Source organism: Legionella longbeachae, from assembly GCF_004283175.1.
Classification (GTDB): Bacteria; Pseudomonadota; Gammaproteobacteria; order Legionellales; family Legionellaceae; genus Legionella; species Legionella longbeachae.
The window spans coordinates 22,651-43,213 of sequence record NZ_RXNW01000022.1; the positions used below are offsets into that span (position 1 = coordinate 22,651).

Sequence of the window (20,563 nt, forward strand, 5' to 3'; positions counted from 1 at the left end):
ATTACACCTCGGAAAGCGTGCTGTAAATTGCTTTTGTAGGATGATAATTCCCTTCTTCATCTTGATAAGGTGCTACCCAAATTTTCATTGCTCCAGGCGCTTTCTGTATACGAACAACCTCTTGTCTATGTCTTTCTGTACCATTGAGCTCATCATAAATTTCATCCATGCGTTTACAAGAGCCACCTTGCGGTGATGGACAATCAAAATTCTCATTCAATGTACTGCATCCTGTGAGTAAAGCACTGCTTGCTAAGAAACAATAAATAACTGCCTTCATGATGTACTCCATTAAAAAGAATGGTTTTGGTTGAAAAATTGCTGGGCAGCACGCTCCTCACTAGAAACAACAGGTTCATTGACGGAAGGTGCTTCACGTGAAGCTTGAACCGCTGGTTCTTGAGTATCTGTTCCTCCATCGAGCCAAAACCCTTTAAGAAAAGTCACATCCACAATAGTCCCAGGGGGCAGCTCGATGACTGGGTGATACAATTCCGCTCGTTTGATGGTGTATTGCGCATACATTTTGGCCGCTCCAGCACCTCCACTGGATACTGCAGCTAAAGGAATCTTAGGTGCTTGAATAGTTTCTATAGAACCTAATGGGGATGTACTGTAATCGGATGCATAACGTTGGCCAATGCTCCCTAAGCTTTCCCAAAAGTTCCCCCAAAATGCTTTTCTCGCCATAGGGCCATCACGCCAGACTGGACGACCACGAATTCCATTTTTAGAGTCCGATACAATTCCCGTAACTTGGGTATCAATAATGGTGCCATTAGGATGAATACAACTTAAACGCTCGGTTCGTCCTTTACCACGTTCACTAGAAATATCGCCTACTACTGAAATACTGACAAAACACCCATTCAGAGGCGCACGATAACCATTAGGCATGACGCCATCATCAATAATTTGTAGAATCATGACATCAGGATTCGCTTGGCTTAACACCCCTGCGGCAGCATCAGCACCTTGTAATACTTTGGCTTTAGCGAAGGTATTTGAAAACACGTAATTGGATGATGTTTTTACTCGAGGTTTTTTGATTTGGTTTAGTTTGGCAGAATAATTAATAAAGCCTGAATCCGCCGCTAACAAAGAAGACTGTTGCACTTCGGTCATTTCAGGCGATTCATTTTTGGTTTTTCTCATCACCTCTTGTGTGGTTTTAACCTCTTCATGTAACGCGACTACAATAGCTTTCAGTTCTTTGAGTTGTTCTTCTTGCGACTGAATTTGTTTTTGCTGACGATTTTTTTCGTCACCTAAATTTTTAAGGTGTTTGTCTACTTGTTGGCTTTTTTGCACTTGTGCTTTCCATGCATTTTGTGTTTTCTCAATCCAATAGGCCTCTCGCGTTGCCGAAGACACGGGACTTGCTAGCTGGTGCTTGTGGTACTTAGGTTTCTCTTCTGATGGAGTTTCGGAGGATTTTGAGCTCCAATAAGCCAACCCACCCAAAACAATTGTTAAAGAGCCAGAGATTAAACCTAAAGCCCACCATTGTTGTTTTTTGATTTTAATGGACATGAGTACTTATCCTATAAACAAGAGTTGATTGACGCGGCAAAAGATGATGACTAACAACGGCTATTGCTTTTGTTTTGCTCCAGTTCAGCCAAGACTCCTTAACGTCAATGGGACGCTGTGAGGTGTTGGTTAGCTCAAAGACTTCTCCTTGCCATTGATTGCCTGTGAGCGTAGTCAATAAGCGAAGATGCGTGAATCGTCCTTTATATAATTTTGGCTTACTGCTAGTGACTTGAGTGAAACCCTCTGGAATACGTTCATTCACCAAATGGCGCAAAAAAATAAGTAAACTCTGTTCATAGAAAGACAGTTGGGGCACTTTGGGAATCACAGGCTTTTGGTACGTTTTGAGTAAAATCGTTTGTGAGGAAATAGGTTTTGGAGTTACTCGAATTGTGTAGAAATTTCCTTGCTCAGTTGTGAGGTTCAGACTAAATGCTCTAGTATGAAATAAAGGCGATGGCATAAACGTCAATGCACCTGTTGTTTGGTCGATGAGTTTGCAATTAGGTTTACCATTACATACATCAATTAAGGTATTTGCCGGTGCCTGCATTTGTGCAATACGATCATCTCGTAATAATAAAGTATTGGGTTCTGTAATCGATGCATTAACCGACACCTCATCATAATTCATAATCGTTTTTATTTGCGCTGCAAAACTTGCGTTTATGGTCAGACACAACGCGATGATGCTTGCTTTTTTCATCCGTTCACCCGCTCAAGCCGTGTTATTTTTAAAAGACCTTGCTCGTAAGCAAAGTGGATTAGATAAGTTTCTTTGACCTCAGACATGAGTTCTGCACCTACTGAGCGCTTCATTTGGCCAGAGACTTTGGCAGTTAAACCTTTGCAATCCAATTCAATTAGGATGGGATAAAACACACTGGATAAATGCTCTTGCTGAATCAGCTCCACCTCCTTAACCAGTTGTGCACGAATCACTCCGTACAATGAGGAATCCACATAACCTAAAAGTGTATTAAATTGATAGTGCGCCGAGGTAGGCGTTACATTAAATCGCAGTTGCACCAAAAAAGAGGTCATATCGCGTAAATAACTTTCAGAAATACCTGTATGAGAGATGCTGAACTCTTTAGAAATATGCGGAGGAATAAAATGAATTTCATGCTTGTTATGAGCATACTGCAACAAAAAAACAACGGTTAACCCTTGAATCAGCGCTAATGCCAACAAAGTCCCACTGAGGGCTAAAAGCATTATCTGATTCTTTTTCATTTGAAGGAGTTCCGATTGTTTTTGTTTTAATTTCATGCATTATCCTAAAAATTCTCGTATCCATGAGGGTGGTGTTGCTCGTAACTTAGGTGCTATTGAAAAAAACCAATAAAATAAATGGGTATAAAACGAAGGGCCTTCATTGCCCTTCATGCGCTTCATCAAAAACAAAACGAAGCAACTCATCACCATTGAAGTAATCACTAATTCACACACAAAACCCAAAAAATAAAGTATGGTGACTACAACGAACACTTCATCCAAAGTGAACAGAATCAAACGATAAGGCTCATTAAGGTATTGTGGTGTCTTATATTTTTGCGCCTGATCCATTAGATAAACCCTGCAAGTCGTGCAACGATGTTCAGAAATACCGCAAGAAGCAATACACCACCTAAATGCTTAATGTTACGCGTAAAAATTAGCGTTACTATGGCAGCTACTGCCTCACCTACGTATAGGTAGGTTTTAAGCGATCCGTTATAAGTGTCTTTGATTACGGGCTCTGCATCTACCAAAGCATCTTCTGCAAAACACAAACGGGCAATAAAATAAATACTAAAAAAAAGAATCGTTTTTATAGGCCATCCTTGAATCCAACTCGAGACTTTATTTTGTAGTGGTTCTACTAAACTCATACTCTCACCTCGTTAGACTCTATTGCCTGAACAAATGCCCAGGCAAACGTTGGATAACTAAGCCGCCTGTTCCTTAATGCGCTCGATTTGTTCCTCCTGAATTTTTTTAAAAATCTCCTCTCGATGAATCACTACATCCTCAGGCGCATCAAAGCCTAAAGAAGCCTGGTTGCCCTTAAAACCAAGAACCGTACAAATGATTTCACCATTAATGACAACGCTTTCACCGACACGCCTACTTAAAATCAACATCGTTTTCTCCTATCAATAATTATCGTTTTAAAAATTCCAGCATATTTTTAAGATGCTTTTTTGCTATATCAGGACGGCATATATGATCTTTGGCATATCCTGAAGAGACATACGCCTCTTTGCGTTTTTTTATGTTTTTACACTGCTCGATGAACTGAGGCAGTGTCGGTGGATAAGCGTTTTGCTCCCGACACTTTAACAATACCTCTTTTACTGTGGTGTTATCAAAAGAGCACAGCCCCTCAGACCACTCTTTTTTAGCAAACGCCAATAGCCTTTCATTTTGATGCAAGCTCAACCACAGATGGCCGTAAATAGCTCCGAAGCGAAAAAACAAAGTATCAATTCGTGTATCTTTGATTTCAGGCCGTTCTGAACTGTACGATGTTGCTTGAACTGGTGTCTGGTTTGGGATCTTCTTCAAATTCGAAAGGTGCATCACTACAGGATTCGCTGAAGTGTTCAATGGGCGATTTTTTTGTAGAATATCTTGCATTCTTTGCATGGTTTTGCTCCAAAGTTGTAACAGGGGTTAATTCATCATTCCAGCAATGTTGTGCTAACCAATTAGCTGGATTTTTCCAGTTTGGAACCCAATGGCCAGCATCTTGTAACGCTTCATGTTGTTGAATTTGTAGTGTCAACGCATCTAGCATATTCTTCACCAGTGATTCGTTAGGATTAATTTTTTGAAACTCTTGCCAAGCTTTTTGCTGTGATTTCTTGTTGGGATAAACAGCCCAAAATTGATTGAAATGCGTATATAAAAATAAATAATTATTATTTAAATTATGAGGTAGGACGGCTTTCTCCTGTTCACCTGTGTCGGCTTTTGCTAGCTTATGGCCAGAAAACCCAGTGCTTTCAATGCTTTTTAAGGAATCGACTGGAACGGGTTGAGATGACGGGTTTGTGACGGCTTTTTTTTGCGCACAATAATCCGTAATTGCTAAATTACATTTTAAAATAAGTTGCTTTTCTTCCGATTGAAATTGAATAAGCCCAGCACGCTCTAGTCCTGCCAAAGCGCGCCTAATTTGTGCCCGAGAAAAACTGGAACTTTTAATGCCTTGATGAGGCTCTACATAGAGCTGTTCGGCAATCGATTGATAGCTAATACCTCGCTCTATACCAACGAGACATGTCTTCACATTCATATAAGGCCTAATCCCTCTTAAATAGGCTAACTGCTGAATGTGGGGTAACCCACATAAAGCCCCTAATTCTTCTTCATTAATCATGAAGTACATTTTGTCCTCTTCATTTCCTTGAACCGAGAATAGAAACATATCGTGCTTAAATGCACGTTATGTGCATAAAAATAATAAGTTAACACATATTGAGAATTAATCAATATGTGTTATTCTATTTTTTAAAAATTACTTATGTACAAACGGATATGAGCATTAAAGAAAAAATTGGTAACCGAATTAGGAATGAACGTCTTGCTAAAGGGTTAACTCGAAAAGCGCTTGCAGAGCTCACTGAGAACCTAAAAGTATCACGGATTAACAATTATGAACGCGGAGAACGCACTCCTGGACCTAATGAAATAAAACAACTGGCGCATGCCCTCGAGGTTGCCCCTGCTTTTTTAATGTGTTTGTCGGACGACAAACAAGGAAAGCTAAAACAAGCTCCTGGGCTAGGTGCTTTGATTCCTATTTTAGATTTTAAACAGGCCTGTAATCCTGAACCAATCATTCATGATATTAAGAGTGAAAGTTATTCAGACAAAGTGAAACTGATTCCAATTAGTGCCCCGCTGGCTGAACGCGTTGGCGAGCATGTATTTGCACTGGAAATAAAAGACGACAGCATGTATCCCGAATTAAAGGTTAAAGATGTGGCTGTTGTGGATCCACATACTCAACCTAATCCTGGAGATTTTGTGGTGGCTAAATTAGAACAGGATAATGAAGTCATTATTCGCAAATACAAACAATTATCTGCTTCAAAATCCGTTTTAGAATTTGAACTCATTGCACTTAATCCAGATTGGGCCAATGTTAAGGTTGGCACAGAAACTCATGGTATCATTATTGGCACACTGATTAGTTTAAGTAGAGCGTTGAAAATTTAGCAGCCACAGTAAAAAATTATAATAAAACACTATTTATTTTCAGTGTTACCTAGTAATACAAACAACCAGATTGTCGTTGACGAGGAGTTAATTCTATTTTGTTATGTTAAGGCAGAGGATAACTCAGTTGTAGAGGCTAATGGCACTAATAAAGAGATTTAGAATGATTCAAACGCTTTTAATAATACCCCAAACTCCATTCTTTCAATAATTCTTTTTCTTGTTGCCAGGTTAATAATCTATCAATAGGACATAGCCTATTTATTCACTGAACAACACATTAAAAATCAATCGGTTAATGATCGACAGACACCTTAATGTTTGATAAAATTTGCCCCTACTAAAGGCGCATAACTCAGTGGTAGAGTGCTGTTCTTACTTTACAGAAGTCGCTCGGTTCGATTCCAGCTGCGCCCACCATCTGTATTTTTCCATCCGAAATATCACGTAATTTCTTGAAAAGAAACGATAAATATCGATATCCAATAAGATACGAAGGGAATATTACTATATGACTTACAAACCAATCTTTGAACTAGGTTTTCTGCTTTAAATCCTTTTCGCTTATAACTGGTAAGGTTTTCTATGAATTACATTACTGTGTTTAATGCAGCCCATAGTCAATTGATGGTTAATGTCATTGTAAATTCAATATATATTAAAACTCAAAGCCTCATGTGGCTCTGACGGGGCAATGTTTGAATATAAATACATTTTTCTCATGCTGATTACATTTTTACAGATTGATTCAAAACTAAATTATTATGAAAGTGAACTATAAATAAAGAACTATAATTTTAATTAGTGGCCAAAATATAATCGGTTAAATCGTAAGGGAATATAATGTCTAAAAATAGCTTACCTGCTCATATTGAAGGATTGCTTCGATATTTAGGCCAGCCTCATGAAAAAGCAAATGAAGATCTAGCTTTAAGTTATTTTAGAAAGATATTTCCTAACTTTACTCGTCAATCTGATGCAAGCAGAAGCGATGGTTATGTAAAAGGTCATTTTGTTTTAGAACTTAAAGGCAAAACAAAAGACTGGTACAGTGGACTATTTCAGGGATTAGCTTATAAGAGGGATCTTGATTTTTCGGTTATTGTAGTAGCTACAAAAGGCTTCTTGGGTGTCTGGAAAATAAATGATCTCCCTGATGATATAATTGAGGCATGCCTCACGTCTTCAGGCGCTTCTAGCACAATAGGTAAAAAAATAGCCTCAGATTATAAGCACCTTGAAAAACAGGTCTTCGAGAAAGCAATTTGGTCTGACGATCAAATGTTTCTTTTATTCAATGAAAATCAGCAGTACTTCGTAGATAAAATTGCTTCTTTTGAGAACACATTAAGATCCTGTGAAAAAGTTAGATTGAAAATTACTCCGACTAACTTTACAAAAATACTAAAAGAACTTGCTCAATTTTTTGACTACACACAACCTATTAAAGCTGTCGCAGCTTTTTACACAATGATTTACAGTTGGGATGAAAACTCTATTGTTTCTTTAAGTAAACGAGACCAAACACAAGCTTCTCTTTCTGGCGAAGCAATAAGATATCTAGTTCCAGGTCGAAGGGTTGAATTTAAAAAATTTGTGGAAAATTATTATATTGATCAATCAGATATTGAAAATATGGATGAGTTTTTTGCTCAATATGATAAGGCTATAGATAGCGTTGATAAAAATTTTAGAGTACAACATGGTATATATTTTACCGATCTTAATCTCTCAAAATTTGTAATGTGGTTAGTGAAACAAAGCATTCCTGATTTAGGTAAAAACTATATTGTTATTGATCCTGCTTGTGGTAGTGGAAATTTAGTTACTAACTGGAGGTCGCCATTAGAATTACGGCACAAGATTGTTAGCGAGCTTGAACCTGACCTTTTATATGCTGTAGATCAACGATTGAAGAAAGATCCCTGGCATGCTGGTAGGTTTACGGTAGTTCCAAAAGTAGGAACAGGCGAAGGTTTAAATTTTTTAGATAAAAGTGCAAAAGATTATATCGATATTGTAGAGCAAGCGTTAAAAGAAATAGGAAAGAAATTTGATAAGCCAATTGCCTTTTTATGTAACCCGCCCTATCGAGGAGATGATGATACTTCTGCTGAATCAATAAATTACTCCATACACCAATCAATTATTAATTGTATTGGTAAAGAGGCCCAAGCGGAACGTTATTGTTGTTTCCTAGCACAAATGAAATTAATTTGCGATCAAGTAGTGGAAAGTGGTTTGCCTGGCGATACTAGACTACTCCTATTTACAAAATCTGCATGGTTAACAAATAGAAAATCTTTTTCTAAACTAAAGCAAGAGATTTTCAACTCATTTGGTTACATGGGTGGTGCACTCTTTGATGGGAAAGAATTTTTTGATTTAAAAGGAAAATTTCCAATTGCATTTACAATTTGGTCCTATAAAAATCAGAAAATTACTTATCCAGAAATTACTATCGAGTTGCGTGATTTAACTTGGTTAAAGAAGAAACAATTATGTGAGGTAGATTGGAAAGAAAGTGAAATTGTAGATACATTTTGTAAAAAAATAATTTCTGATAAAAAAACTATTTTAATACCTTTTGGTATGGAAAGGAAAAGTATCAAAGACTGGTCTCATCTAACCAGAAAAGATTTAATAAGAAATAGGCGTAAAAATGAAGTAAGTAATATATTTTGTGGTGGGCTACCAAAAGATGATGCCCGCTTAAATAATAATAGCGCATATGGCTATCGTGATGGTAATACTATAGGTTTTATGGAAGACTTAACACCTTGCAGGACATTTGCAGAAATGAAAAATGTTCCTTGGTTTACTTTAGATGAGCGCTTTCTGAGAGTAAGAAGAAACAGATGTTTTTCTGGCCAACCTGACAGCCGAGGTTATTGTGCAAGTAATTATTTAGATGCCAAAAAATTATTCTTGTGGTACGCCTTAACAAAAACATTTGTTGATAATCCCCCTCCAATGTGGACTGATGCTATGCAAATTTGGACACCCACTTTAAAAGAAAAACAAGAAAAAATAGCCACTTGGTATAGCTTTGCAATTGGGTTTGCTGAAAATGATTGTATAGAAACATCATTCCCTGCTAATAACCCCGTTGAGGGTTTAAACGAAATATATTGCTCTAATCCTATGTCACCCAATTATCCAGACTCATTTTGGTCAAAAATTATGTCAACTGATTTTTTGGAAGAATCAGATAAAGATTTTTTACCAAAAAAATTAGTCAATGCAGTTCTTAAATTATACAAAGAATGGAAAAGTAGATTTCATTACTCATCCGAAATAAAAGTCGCCTATAAGAGGAAATATTTTATTGGTGAAGGCACACTAACTCCAAATGCTGGTATTGTCCAAATTCTGGATTATGCCAGAGAAAGAGATGACGTGATTTTATTAAACTTATTAAAAGACATGAGAGCTTTGTTAAAAGATACGAAGAAATTGTTTTTCGAGTTATTAATTAACCCTCATCAAATTAATTATTTTGGTTCATCTCTAAAAAACTATGTGATAGATATAGTGAATGAACCAAAACGAATATTCCCCGTAAACGAAGTACGATTAACACTAGGTACCATGATAGTTAAATCTTTGTGTAACAGTAAAGGCTTTGGTAAAACAAAATTTGCAAAAGTATTTTACATCGCAGATATGATGAGCAAGAAAAACTTAAAAACAAAGTATTATCGAGAAGTAGCTGGGCCAGTTGATTATAATATCCTTTACAATAAAAAAGTTAGTATAGAAAAACTAGCGTTTGATAAAGGTTACTTCACAACAGCGCAAGAAGGCAAACGAGTTAAATACATTCCAGGAAAAAATATCGACAATATCGAAAATATTAAGAAAGAAATTTTTGGTAATGAATTAATAGAACTAGAAAAGATCATCAACAAGTTCAAAGATCTCAACACTGATCAGGCTGAAGTTGTAGCTACATTATTTGCGTGCTGGAATGATCTTCTAATTGATAAAAAAGAAATTACAGATGAAATTATCATTGAGGAATTTCATAATAATTGGCATTTCTCAAAAAAACGATTTCCGAAACAGAAGCTTCTCAAAATTTTACAAAGAATGAAAGAACACAATATTATTCCTCAAGGAATAAAAGGACACACCTATTTTAAACCCGATAAAAATTAAAGAGAGTGTTCATTTAACTGTATCAGCTTAGAAATTCTAACTTAACTCCCAGTCCAACCGTCCTTCAAAAAATATTTGTAACTGAGAGATAATTAAAACCTAATTGTGCATGGGTTGGCTCCATTTTTCCATTATTTTTTGAATTGAACCAGTTCCAATTTTCACACGACACTTCCACCATAAACGAGCCTAAGCATTATCTACTAAAGTTATCTTGCTCTTCTCTGGCATTGTAGAAAAATGAACCGAAATCGAACTAATAGATAAAATAATAAGTATTATGGATACATCTAAAAGACTATCATTCTTTATTAATGTACCCAGATAACTACCCGCGGCAAAAAAACCTATCATTAGCAAGCTTCGGATTGAAGATGCAGCACCTCTCTGCTCTTCATAGCATTGTAACGCTCTTGATGAGCTTGCTCCCCATAATAAAGCCGCACAAAAAAGATAAAATCCAAATGCCAATGAGGTAAAAATCGGGTTATAAATGCCCGTAAAATGAAATCCTAGTAATATTGCTCCACTAAAGGTTGATAATTTAGTGCCCATACTAATAAGTCTATCAATTCCCAATTTATTCAGCAGACGAGACGCTAATGTTGTTCCCATAATGAAAAAAGATGCGCTTAAAGCCATTAAAAAACCAACTTTATCAGCAGATAAATGCATTGTATTTTCATATAAAAATGGAGCCATAGTTAAGAAACACCATTGGCCACATGCTAATAATGCAAATAACGAAACATAACTTACAAATAATTTATTCGTTAAAATCTTTGAATATTGTTTTATAGCATGTTTTGTTGAACCCATTTTTTTTGTTGTTAAGCGGCTCCGTGGTAGCGCGGATAGCCCTATCAAGATAATACCAGTAATGAACGCAATAAAATAAAAATCGCCCTTCCAGTGAAAGTAATTTGTGATTTGTCCACCTAGTGCTGGAGCAATCATTGGTCCTAGAGCAATAATACTTCCTATCCAGGACATAATTCCGGCACTTTTATCTTTAGGGTACATGTCTTGAATCAAAGCCCATCCAACTACAGGAGCAACAACACCTCCAATACCTTGTATTATTCTACCCAATAAAAATGTATAAATATTAGTAGCTAAAATACAAATTATTGTGCCTGAAAAAAATAAATACATTCCCATTGAAAAAGATTTTCTTCTTCCAATATTATCGGATAAGGGACCCCAGAAAAGTGTGGAAAGTATTTGTCCACCTAAAAATAATGATATTGAAAGCTGAGCCTTAGAGTTGTCTACAGCAAAATACTCCGCTATTTGCGGCATACTAGGCAAAAAAATATCACTCGTCATTAATGTTATTAATGATGAGGATATGATTACAAAAAGAGAGAGCTTCTTATTCACAATATACTCCATGTACAATTCTGCAATGAGAATTAGTTAATTGGTCCACCAGCGTTCCAAAACTGGATAAAGAGGTTCAATCTGGAGTTTCTTAACTAATTGTACTAATGCCCTAGTTTGTTCCTTAATAACAGGATGATCTGTAATTCTATCGATGATGCGAGTGATAATAATCAAAGTACTCTCGCAAATTAATTCGTCTCTGCTGAGTACTGCCATACAAAAATCAAACATAGAGTCTATTGAGTTTAATTTAGCAGTAAATACTAGCTCTAACTTTTGATTTTGCCCAATATCGAGATTATTACACAAATCTAATACATCCTTAATATGCATCTCTTTAGTAATAAAACTAATAATATTTCTATAAGAATTAAAATCAATCTGTTTACTTATAAACCATTTATGTATTTCATGCAAGCTATTAATTTTTAATTCATTTTCTTCATTATTTAAATCGGTAGTTTTGCACCTGAAATGTTGTTTTAAAAAATACCAATAAAAAACATACGTCTTATTAATTGTAATTTTAATGAAATTTTCATAGTCACAAATATTGTCATTTTCAGGGTAAAATTGAGATAAATCACATTCGATTCTTTTATTAGAAGTTAACGAAATTTCCTCACAAATTTTAACAACATCATCGGTACCAAAAAGAATTTTCAGCACTTTAAGCATGTTACGGCCCCCAGCTGCGAGCTCACAATATGATTTATTCCTGGGCGATAAATATTTAATTGAAGGGTCCAATGTGTTTAATTTAGAGACAATTTGAGCCCATTGATTATGACTTTCTATTTTCTTAATATCTAAAATACTATTATTGTCTTTATAAAATTTAATGACTCTTGCATCTATATTAAGGTTCGTTTTTTCTAAATAGCTTGAATCCAGGATGAATTCGTCATTATTCTTAATCAATATGTTAATAAAATTTCTTAATGAACTTTCTCCGCAATCTGAAAAAGTTATTGTTGTATCGCTGTTAGGGGTGCAGGTGGTAGTGATACAAAGTGGAGGGAAAAAACGGCCAAACACTTCACTATAAAATAAATCATGGGATAAAGAGCAAAATTTTTCATCAGATAGAGTATGTTTAAAAACTCCTGGGCTGTAGTTTTTTAAAATCGAAATATACTGATAGACTCTCTCTGGAGTTCCACCTACTTTTAACCATAAGAAACCTAATAAAATATTAACGACTTTCTGCCATTGGAAATCATCTAAAATTAAATATTCGAACGCTTTAGCAAGCTCTTGAGCTCCTTTATTTAAAAGTTCCAATTGGGGATCATTACGTTCTATAAAACAAAGTACTTTTTCTTCTACATAACGATGGTATTTTTCTATTGGTAAATAATCTCTCACAAACTCGGAATCTAATCCTTGTAAATTGCATTCATCCAATAAAATTAATAGGAATGAATCTATCCTATCTTGCTTTTTTTTCGTTAGTTCCTCTTTGGTATATTCTAAATTTTTGATGTTAAGATTTCGCTCTTCATAAATCCGGTATAATCCGGCAGATAATAATGATTCTTTAATTTTTGCTCTTAGAGCCTCTGTTTCTTGGGCAATAGAATCATTGAGTAAAGTGATTAGTTTTCCTTTGCTTACAGAGTCAGCTTGTTTTAAAGCTGTTTGTTTCCTTAGCTTTATTGCTTTAATATTATCTCGAATTAATTTTAATTCACTCTTTTTTTCATAACAAAATTCAGCCTGCTGAATTAATTTATTATTCGCAAGCGTTTCATTTTTAACTTTTTTTTCTAACGTTAATAGATTACTTTCTATTTGAGTAATATTAGCTTTTACTTTTTTATAAATATCTAAAATAACGCCTCCAAGTCTTATGCAATTTGCATGGTGAATTGTATTTTGATTAACTTTGTTTTGATAATCAGGAGAATTAGTTAACACATGGTAAATTTTACTTGCCAGTGTAGTGTCTAAAATTTGTTTATTAGCGCTCCTAGCCTCAATTATAATTACCATTAACATCCCAATAATGTGATCGGTTAAATAAAATCCATTTCTTTTTATATCTGAAGTAACATCAAATTCAACTTGCTTGTTTTGATAAAATAATTCTTCCAGGATTGTTTGGTATTTTAAGCAGCCACTTCCAAAATTATAATATTTCTCAATAAGCTCATTATTTAACCAAAAAAATCCGTTTAAAGGAGAAAGCCATTTATATTCATCTTTAAAAAGTGAATATAAAGCATTAAATGAATCTTTATGAATTTTTTCCATTGGATAATTTCTCTTTAAAGTTAATAAGATGAAATGCACAATCCATTAATTCTTTAGAATCGTCTTCTGTTAAATCTATTTCTAGAGGAGTTACGTAACCATCAATAATCTTAAATGGCCATGAAAGAAAACAATTATATTTTTGCATCCAGATTGAGCCGCAATACGTGCTTGATTTGCCCATAAGCAAAACAGTGATTAACTCATAAATTGCAGATGAAGGACCAAAACATGGGGGAGATTTTTTGGAGTTGAATATTTCCAAGCCTTTATTTTTTGCAATGTCAATTATCTTATTGATTGATGCAGATGATGCAATGTCTATAAGTAGCTCATCTTTAATTTTAATGAGATTGATTAGAGGAATGAAATACTTTCCATGCTCACCAACAACAAACAAACTATTCTTATTTATATCACTGTATTTGCAGCCTAATACTTCTTCAATAGCCATCATAAATCTTGCAGTATTATGTGCCCCTGATATTCCAAAAATGCGTTCTTTCAAAACGTCTGAAACTTCCGATATATGCCAAGAAATTATATCTACTGGATTAACAGAATTGATTATTATTAAGCCTTCTTTAACAAATGGTTTGATTTTGTTAAAAATGTTATTTGTTAAATTCAAATGATCTTTTGCAAGACTGTTCCTATCTTTAAGAGGAAAGGTGCTAGGTATACCATAACAACAAACCAGAAGATCAGTCTTACTTATACAATCATAATTTAAGGTAAAATTAACCAGAGGAATATTCTGAAATTGTTGCTCTCCAAATATATGAGAGGTATATATTTTGCTCAAAATATCATCATATATGGCTTTTGCTATTAATGTTGAATTATGACAAATGACATTTATTTCACTAATACTTCCTGACAACTGCGGTGAACTTAGTAAAGAATGGAGCAATTGCTGCCCCACTCCACCTAACCCAATAATTGTAATTATCATCACATTACTTTATCTAAAATAAGCTCTGCAAGCCGTTCATACTGCTTTTCAACAATGTCCCAACCTTGTTTTTGAATTATTTTCAATGCATCAAAAGTGTTTTTATTAATATGTTTAAAAAGATCTTGATCAACATCTTTATGACTATGATCGTGCTCAGAATGGCACTCAAAATGAGTGATTTTATTGGTATTAAAAATATGCCCAATTTTATTGTAAAATAGATCAGCTGAAGACTCGATGACTAAGTGCACTAATACCATTTTTTCCAAATTATCCAGAGTTAGCATTTTATAGTTGAACCACGTACATAAAGATTCAAAAATTGCATCTTCCCTCTTTACCAGGTTATCCCTGCTATTTCTTAATGCTTCATCATGTCCAAACTCTTCTTTTAAATGTTCTTTAAACAGGCACTCGAATTCTTTATTATCAGTAAGTCCACTTCTAATGAGGACCATTTTTTGAAAATTGTCAGAAAGTATTTGTAAGTAATCTAAAAATTTATTTTTTTGACTCTCTGATAGTTGCTCTTCACCTAATGCATTAAAAATTTCATTCTGTTCAAAGCGTTCCATATATTTGGAATTTATTAATTGTAATTCTTTCAGATAGTTAAATGGATCTTTGAAGTTAACAAGGGGTTGCTTTGGATCTTCATAAATTCCTCTTTCCTCAAACTGAATTGAAAGCCCCCAATATCCATTTAAACCTGCTCCTATAAATCCATGATCAGCGTCTGGAGGGATAGTAATAATATCTCCTTTCTTAAGTAACTGCTGAGATATTCCATTTAATAGATAAGCCTCACCTTCTGTGATTATGTATAATGAGCTAACTGGATGAGTATGCACTTCTAATATTTCATCTTTTGCTAGTCTTACCCAACTTGCTGCCAGCCTTCCATTTTGAGGAATGAATTGATCTAATTGCTCTATAGAGCGGAAATTTTTTACAATGCCTAAATAGGTTGGTTTTCCATTTTCTTCGATACTTCGAATACTAGGGATTTGATCTCTATTAAAAATTTCGGCGAGGGGTTTACTTATTAAATTGACAGCTGAATTATTCATTAAAACTCCTTAATTAAAATCCATCATTTTGTTTTGCAGTCCTAAAAGTTTTTCTTCCTAAACAGCGAGTTAAACACATCCAACTTTGGGAAAAAATTATGATTTTTCTATAGAAATTCCATAGGATAAAATACAAATTGAGACATTTGTGGTCACATGGCCAATCTAACTTAATTTAGCAACCCCACCAAACTATCGATCAAAATTACAAGATTTTGCCGAGATGAAATATAACAATACTCCTCCAAGAAATGCCAAATGGCCAATTTATTGAACAGTAGGTGAGCGCAGTAAATACAATGGGTTTAGAGCTTCTTACAATAGAAATTCTTTACAGGAAAAATATAGATGAGGTTTACGCTAGAGGGCTTTAATTAGTGGAAAATCTCCTAATAGACTTCCAACATATCCAGGCTAACCGTTTTAATGAAACCTCTTTTTTCATAAAAACTCTTTGCTGTAATGCTACTTATAGCCGTTAATGCCTGAATACCATTTGATTTTGCAACCTACTACATTTCATTTAACAGGAACTGACCCACACTTGATATAGATAACTTGGTAAAACATAGTTTAATAATATTTCGCCTTCTCTATTCATTAATGCAAAACCTACTATCTTATCTTTTTCAACGGCCGCAAAAGATAAATTATTTTTGGAGTTAATCCATTGAGATATATTTTCTGGCGTTTTATTGGCGAGCCAATCTTTTATAATTTGAGGGTCATTATCATAATCTGGAGCACAACTTAATGTTATTGATTCAATCAATAAATTACAAATTTCATCTACATTATGCGCGGTAGGAGTAATAATTTTTACATCCCTAACATTTCTTCCTAATTAATATACCTTAAATATATCCCAAATATCTGTATAATTTAAACACAAAACCTAATGATACTATTCACTTATCAATACCAAAAACCAATTGATAAGTTTCAGAGCAACAATCGGTTTTAAATAGCATTTACTGTTCAGAACATTGCGCAATATAACCGCTTCAATTTCTAATAATTCTGCTAATGTATATAAATCATAACAACTGTAATTCAATATAAATTCGATCAGAGGCTTCTGAGCCTCTTTTTGATAATTAAAATTTACAATAGAGCCAGATACCCAAGTATCGTTTAAATGATTCATCTAATACTTCCCCAATATTCCCTAAGAAAACTTTTCCGTTAAAAGCTAAGTTAACCATATCTTTTTAGGGGAAAAAATTACTCTTTTTCCTTCGAAATTTCTGAGGGTAAAATATATTTTGAATCATTTAAGAGCACAGTCTCTTTAATATTGTAAATTCGTTAAGCAGCTTCGAGTATGGTGTTTTGTTGTTTCTCTGCACCATCAATAAAGGATCTAATTTTTCCTGAAAGTAAATATAAAAAGATTCCTCCAAGTAAACCCCAAGCACTCAATTGATTAAATACATGCAAATAATCCGTATTAGTCACTAATGGAACTGAAGATTCCGCTTTGACCATAGCATTAGAAAATAATTGCGATAATGATGCTGAAACCCCAGACACCATCATCCAAGTTCCCATTAAAAGCCCTTGTAGTTTTGCTGGAGCAATGCGCCCTATCATTGCATAACCCACTGGCCCAATTAATAATTCGGCGATTGACTGAGCTATAAAATGCAGGACGACCCACCATAAATTGCAGTAGCCTTGATCATTTGAAAAAACAACAGAACATGCAAGAAAAAGAAAAGAAAGCGCTAAGATAATGAATGCCCATATAAACTGGGTAGTAATAGAAATCTTAAAGCCTTTAATTTGAAGTTTATTAATGAAACTCGACATTAATGGGGCCCCAATAATGATAAGGATTGCATTTATATTTAAAATCCATTGTGTTGGCAGCTCATAGTTAAGAAATTGTTTATTTACATTATTTTTAATAAACAGCGTAATGCCCATCGGTCCTGTAAAATAGATCATCCAAAATATAATAGAAGTAACCGTTAGTATGAGATAAGCCATGATTTTTTGTTTGTCTGATTTTATTCTTTGTCTCAATCCCAAAAACAGAATTATAAAAAACATAATAATGCTCATAGCCATAACTAAATAATTGCTTAATTGAGCTGAATTAAAACAAAAAATGAGACAAGGTAAGAGAAAGAAAATACCTATAACACCAAAGAGATGCTTTTTGTGCTTCATTACATTATTTTTTAATAAACTAAGGGAAGTATTATGATCTGCTAAATCGTTCCAACTGTATGCTAGAAAAAAAACGGTCAACATATTAATCAAGGCACTGGCATAGAATAAATAGTCATAGTAATTGGATTGATCGTAAAATCCACTAACTATATAGCCAGCAAAAAAACCGATATTCATTGCTGAATAGCTCCAAAAGAAGGCCTTCTCACGGCGATTGTCTTCTGCATCAAACTGTTGTGTTAATAAAGAGTTATAACTTGTTGTATTGAGGCCACAACCGATAAGGAAAATACTTAACCCCATATACAACGTTATTGTTTGTGACCAAGCAAGAAATAAAATCCCAATACTTTTTAAAATTGTAGTAATGAGAAATAGCACACGATTACTTAAATAATTGCCCCCTATCACTCCTCCTAGTAAATGAAGTGCATAATTAAACACTAAAAATAATCCTACGATGCTGTTGGAAGCAACGTTTGATAAACCAAGCTGCTTGGTTAAATACAAGGACAGCGAAGAATAAAGTATCGCATAGGCAAATGTTGAAAAAGCTTGAATGAAATAAAGCGATATAAGTCCTTTGGGCATTTTTTTAATCGTAACAGTCATGTTTTTCCTTAACTTTCCCTTGAAAACGGTGCGACTCTAACATTAAAATTGCCTGCAATTAAGTCTTTTTTTCATTTATCTAATTTTACATATAAAGATAAATTCCATACTTGCGTATTAGGTGTTTAGGATGAACAAAATTGAACAGGTTTCCTGGGATGAAATCAAACATAAGATCAAAGCAGTAAATCCCTCCATTTATCATGTTATGGAGCAAATTGCTCCTATAAATACTCCTTTTTTCCTTGCTCATTACGAATTTGGAGAACATTTTGGTATTAGAAATTTCGCCTACTTACCTACAAGCTCTGGTAAGTTAGAGAAGATAGAAAGTAAGCATACCGATCCTGTGTTATTTCAGCATTTAGGTTATGGAAAAAACAGCCTCCCTCTTGGCATGATTATGGATAAATATTGTGAATGGCATTATTTTGGGGAAAATGAGCGTATCTTTCCTGATTGCGTACAAGGGCCCGGAGCAATTTTCAATATGCAAATTGTCTTTGATGAGGATAAAACAGTAGCGAATAACGTTTTATCAGTCTCTTCTGGAGCCTTATCCTCTTTTATGCTACCCAGTATAGGTTGCTCCCGAAAACATGGAAGAATCCTTAAGTATTTTAATGTTTCTTTACCTGCGCCGAAATCACCTTATGAACATTATCTTGTTTTTAAAGAGCTTCTCCAAGATAAAAGTAATAAAATAAATTGGCACAGCCAAATACTTTATTTCTCGGAAGAGTTTATAAAGGAAGTAAAGCATAATGAAAAATGGCTAAAATTAAAGCTCTATTTTTCGGAAAGCTTAAGAAAAAAATTAACTCGAAGCACTTATGATGCTTCTTGCAATGACTTGTTTTTAAGTGCTAAAAAAATAAATCGTTTCCGCCCCACTCCGTTCATTATGGACACCGCAAAATATATTTTCAATATCTGCATGGGCTCGGGAATAGGCGTAAAGCCAGCTGTTGATGAACAGTATTTACCCGCTCATAATCTTCAAAAAATTTATAATGAATGTTACGGATTAGAATATACGCCTACCCTAATGGTACCCGCTTCGTTAAATCAACCGAACGATACCATTTATTACCCTCTGCTTTGCCCCTTTTCTAAAATTAATACCTTTAAAACCAATCAAAGTAATAGCACGCTAACTGAGCTTGAGATATTAAAAAATGTTTTGCTTGCTTATCAAGAGGAATTTACCGATGAAGAAGGTGATGCTTGCGGTAGCTCACTCTATCAAGTTAGTAAAAACATCCAATTCTCTTTTTATCACTACAAAGCAACAGGATCTAATAAGATAAAAAACTCTACAGAGATAGTTGATAGCGATCAGCGGTTTTCGTTTTCTTATTGTGCTGAGAATAATAAATTTGCTAGTGATGCGAAATTATTTAGAGGGTGTGTTCAGCTCAGTAGATAATTGATAGTTTTTAATATTAATCCCCAAAAGATCGACATATTTTTGACTCAATTTCTTTTGGGGATTAGGAGGAATATATAAGGTAGATGTAGGGGTGATATCTGATTTATCCAATATATCTAGTTTTATCCATTCCACCCTAGCTTTTAGCGTGGGTAAGATAGCTGCTTCATAAATACATATACGCTGCTCATAAGAATAGTATTTATTTAAATAATCAGTCAATACAGACAGTTGTGCTGTCGATTGTGTATCATGGGAAGCTAGATTGGCCACTTGCCAAAGGATAGTATGTGATGAAACATCCATAGAACGCTCATAAAGCAACAGCTCTGTAGCATCAATTGAAAAACAACCTTGTTCACCAGGATCAACTTGCAAATCACTAAACAAGCAATCCATTGCAGATATTGCAGGTAAAATTCGTGCTTGACCACTCTCAGCTTGTATTTGCTTGACTGCATTTAATGCAGATGCAGCAAAAACCGTAGGATGTCCATAATAGACAACACATAAATTTTTAACCCTACGGTATTCGCTAATCATATAGGAAGTTAAATGATAGTATGCATCTATTCTTTTGGGATAATTAAAATAGATAGGCTCCAAAGATTCAGCTTCTTTAGACTCACGGCAGATCCAACTCTTTAAAATTTCTTCATTAACTAAATAAAGCACTTTATCAGCATTTCGGATCACTCGCTTAGTCTCTTCTGTTAGATGAGCGAGTGATTTTATTCCTGAACCGACAACGACAAGATTAGGCAT

20 protein-coding genes are annotated in these 20,563 nt (G+C 34.5%); 3 read left to right on the forward strand and 17 right to left on the reverse strand.

Going from position 1 to position 20,563, the window contains the following annotated elements:
• Position 1: 1 nt before the first annotated feature.
• From EKG34_RS17140 to EKG34_RS17180, 9 genes are all read right to left on the reverse strand, one after another.
• A complete protein-coding gene (locus EKG34_RS17140; RefSeq protein WP_165391556.1) occupies positions 2-280 on the reverse strand; it encodes a TraV family lipoprotein in 279 nt (92 codons plus the stop codon).
• 11 nt (positions 281-291) lie between these two features.
• Positions 292-1,533, reverse strand: a complete 1,242-nt coding sequence (locus tag EKG34_RS17145; RefSeq protein ID WP_080619768.1) for a TraB/VirB10 family protein — start codon at positions 1,531-1,533, stop codon at positions 292-294.
• A complete protein-coding gene (gene traK / locus EKG34_RS17150; protein ID WP_080619767.1) occupies positions 1,523-2,242 on the reverse strand; it encodes a type-F conjugative transfer system secretin TraK in 720 nt (239 codons plus the stop codon). Before traK ends, EKG34_RS17145 begins: the two co-directional genes overlap by 11 nt.
• On the reverse strand, positions 2,239-2,808 hold the full coding sequence (gene traE, locus EKG34_RS17155; RefSeq protein WP_080619766.1) for a type IV conjugative transfer system protein TraE: 570 nt from the start codon (positions 2,806-2,808) through the stop codon (positions 2,239-2,241). Before traE ends, traK begins: the two co-directional genes overlap by 4 nt.
• Positions 2,809-2,811: 3 nt before the next feature.
• Positions 2,812-3,105 carry a type IV conjugative transfer system protein TraL gene (traL, locus tag EKG34_RS17160; protein WP_080619765.1) on the reverse strand — a complete coding sequence of 98 codons (294 nt, stop codon included), beginning with the start codon at positions 3,103-3,105 and terminating at the stop codon, positions 2,812-2,814.
• Positions 3,105-3,410 carry a fimbrial protein gene (locus tag EKG34_RS17165; RefSeq protein WP_080619764.1) on the reverse strand — a complete coding sequence of 102 codons (306 nt, stop codon included), beginning with the start codon at positions 3,408-3,410 and terminating at the stop codon, positions 3,105-3,107. Before EKG34_RS17165 ends, traL begins: the two co-directional genes overlap by 1 nt.
• A gap of 57 nt (positions 3,411-3,467) precedes the next feature.
• Positions 3,468-3,662, reverse strand: coding sequence for a carbon storage regulator CsrA (gene csrA / locus EKG34_RS17170; RefSeq protein ID WP_080619763.1), 195 nt, complete (start codon positions 3,660-3,662; stop codon positions 3,468-3,470).
• Positions 3,663-3,681: 19 nt separating this feature from the next.
• Positions 3,682-3,933, reverse strand: a complete 252-nt coding sequence (locus tag EKG34_RS17175) for a Vir protein (protein ID WP_226910789.1) — start codon at positions 3,931-3,933, stop codon at positions 3,682-3,684.
• A 91-nt stretch (positions 3,934-4,024) separates the two neighbouring features.
• Positions 4,025-4,912, reverse strand: a complete 888-nt coding sequence (locus EKG34_RS17180; protein ID WP_080619761.1) for a Vir protein — start codon at positions 4,910-4,912, stop codon at positions 4,025-4,027.
• 149 nt (positions 4,913-5,061) lie between these two features.
• On the opposite strand from EKG34_RS17180, the gene EKG34_RS17185 reads away from it, so the two are divergent.
• Entirely contained in the window at positions 5,062-5,745 is a 684-nt protein-coding gene (locus tag EKG34_RS17185; RefSeq protein ID WP_080619970.1) for a helix-turn-helix domain-containing protein, read from the forward strand.
• Positions 5,746-6,588: 843 nt separating this feature from the next.
• Entirely contained in the window at positions 6,589-9,906 is a 3,318-nt protein-coding gene (locus EKG34_RS17195) for a hypothetical protein (RefSeq protein ID WP_080619760.1), read from the forward strand.
• Positions 9,907-10,095: 189 nt separating this feature from the next.
• On the opposite strand, the gene EKG34_RS17200 is transcribed toward EKG34_RS17195, so the two are convergent.
• The 7 genes from EKG34_RS17200 to EKG34_RS17230 form a co-directional block, all read right to left on the reverse strand.
• Positions 10,096-11,289 (reverse strand): multidrug effflux MFS transporter, encoded by a 1,194-nt coding sequence (locus tag EKG34_RS17200; RefSeq protein ID WP_223800025.1) that lies wholly within the window; start codon positions 11,287-11,289, stop codon positions 10,096-10,098.
• A 36-nt stretch (positions 11,290-11,325) separates the two neighbouring features.
• The gene (locus tag EKG34_RS17205; protein WP_080619758.1) at positions 11,326-13,548 is read right to left on the reverse strand and encodes a hypothetical protein; all 2,223 of its coding nucleotides are present in this window, start codon (positions 13,546-13,548) and stop codon (positions 11,326-11,328) included.
• On the reverse strand, positions 13,532-14,503 hold the full coding sequence (locus tag EKG34_RS17210) for a lactate/malate family dehydrogenase (RefSeq protein ID WP_080619757.1): 972 nt from the start codon (positions 14,501-14,503) through the stop codon (positions 13,532-13,534). The genes EKG34_RS17205 and EKG34_RS17210 overlap by 17 nt, the downstream gene beginning before the upstream one ends.
• Entirely contained in the window at positions 14,503-15,576 is a 1,074-nt protein-coding gene (locus tag EKG34_RS17215) for a cupin domain-containing protein (protein ID WP_080619756.1), read from the reverse strand. The genes EKG34_RS17210 and EKG34_RS17215 overlap by 1 nt, the downstream gene beginning before the upstream one ends.
• Positions 15,577-16,099: 523 nt before the next feature.
• Complete coding sequence (locus EKG34_RS17220; protein WP_080619755.1) at positions 16,100-16,348, reverse strand: GNAT family protein; 249 nt, start codon at positions 16,346-16,348, stop codon at positions 16,100-16,102.
• A 132-nt stretch (positions 16,349-16,480) separates the two neighbouring features.
• Positions 16,481-16,723, reverse strand: coding sequence for a hypothetical protein (locus EKG34_RS17225; protein WP_080619754.1), 243 nt, complete (start codon positions 16,721-16,723; stop codon positions 16,481-16,483).
• A gap of 161 nt (positions 16,724-16,884) precedes the next feature.
• Positions 16,885-18,366: a peptide MFS transporter gene (locus EKG34_RS17230; protein ID WP_080619753.1), complete on the reverse strand. Its 1,482-nt coding sequence runs from the start codon at positions 18,364-18,366 to the stop codon at positions 16,885-16,887.
• A 130-nt stretch (positions 18,367-18,496) separates the two neighbouring features.
• Between EKG34_RS17230 and EKG34_RS17235 the strand changes: the two genes are divergently transcribed.
• A complete protein-coding gene (locus EKG34_RS17235; protein ID WP_080619752.1) occupies positions 18,497-19,795 on the forward strand; it encodes a hypothetical protein in 1,299 nt (432 codons plus the stop codon).
• Here the strand turns inward: EKG34_RS17235 and EKG34_RS17240 are convergent.
• Complete coding sequence (locus tag EKG34_RS17240; protein ID WP_080619751.1) at positions 19,763-20,563, reverse strand: SAM-dependent methyltransferase; 801 nt, start codon at positions 20,561-20,563, stop codon at positions 19,763-19,765. The genes EKG34_RS17235 and EKG34_RS17240 overlap by 33 nt on opposite strands.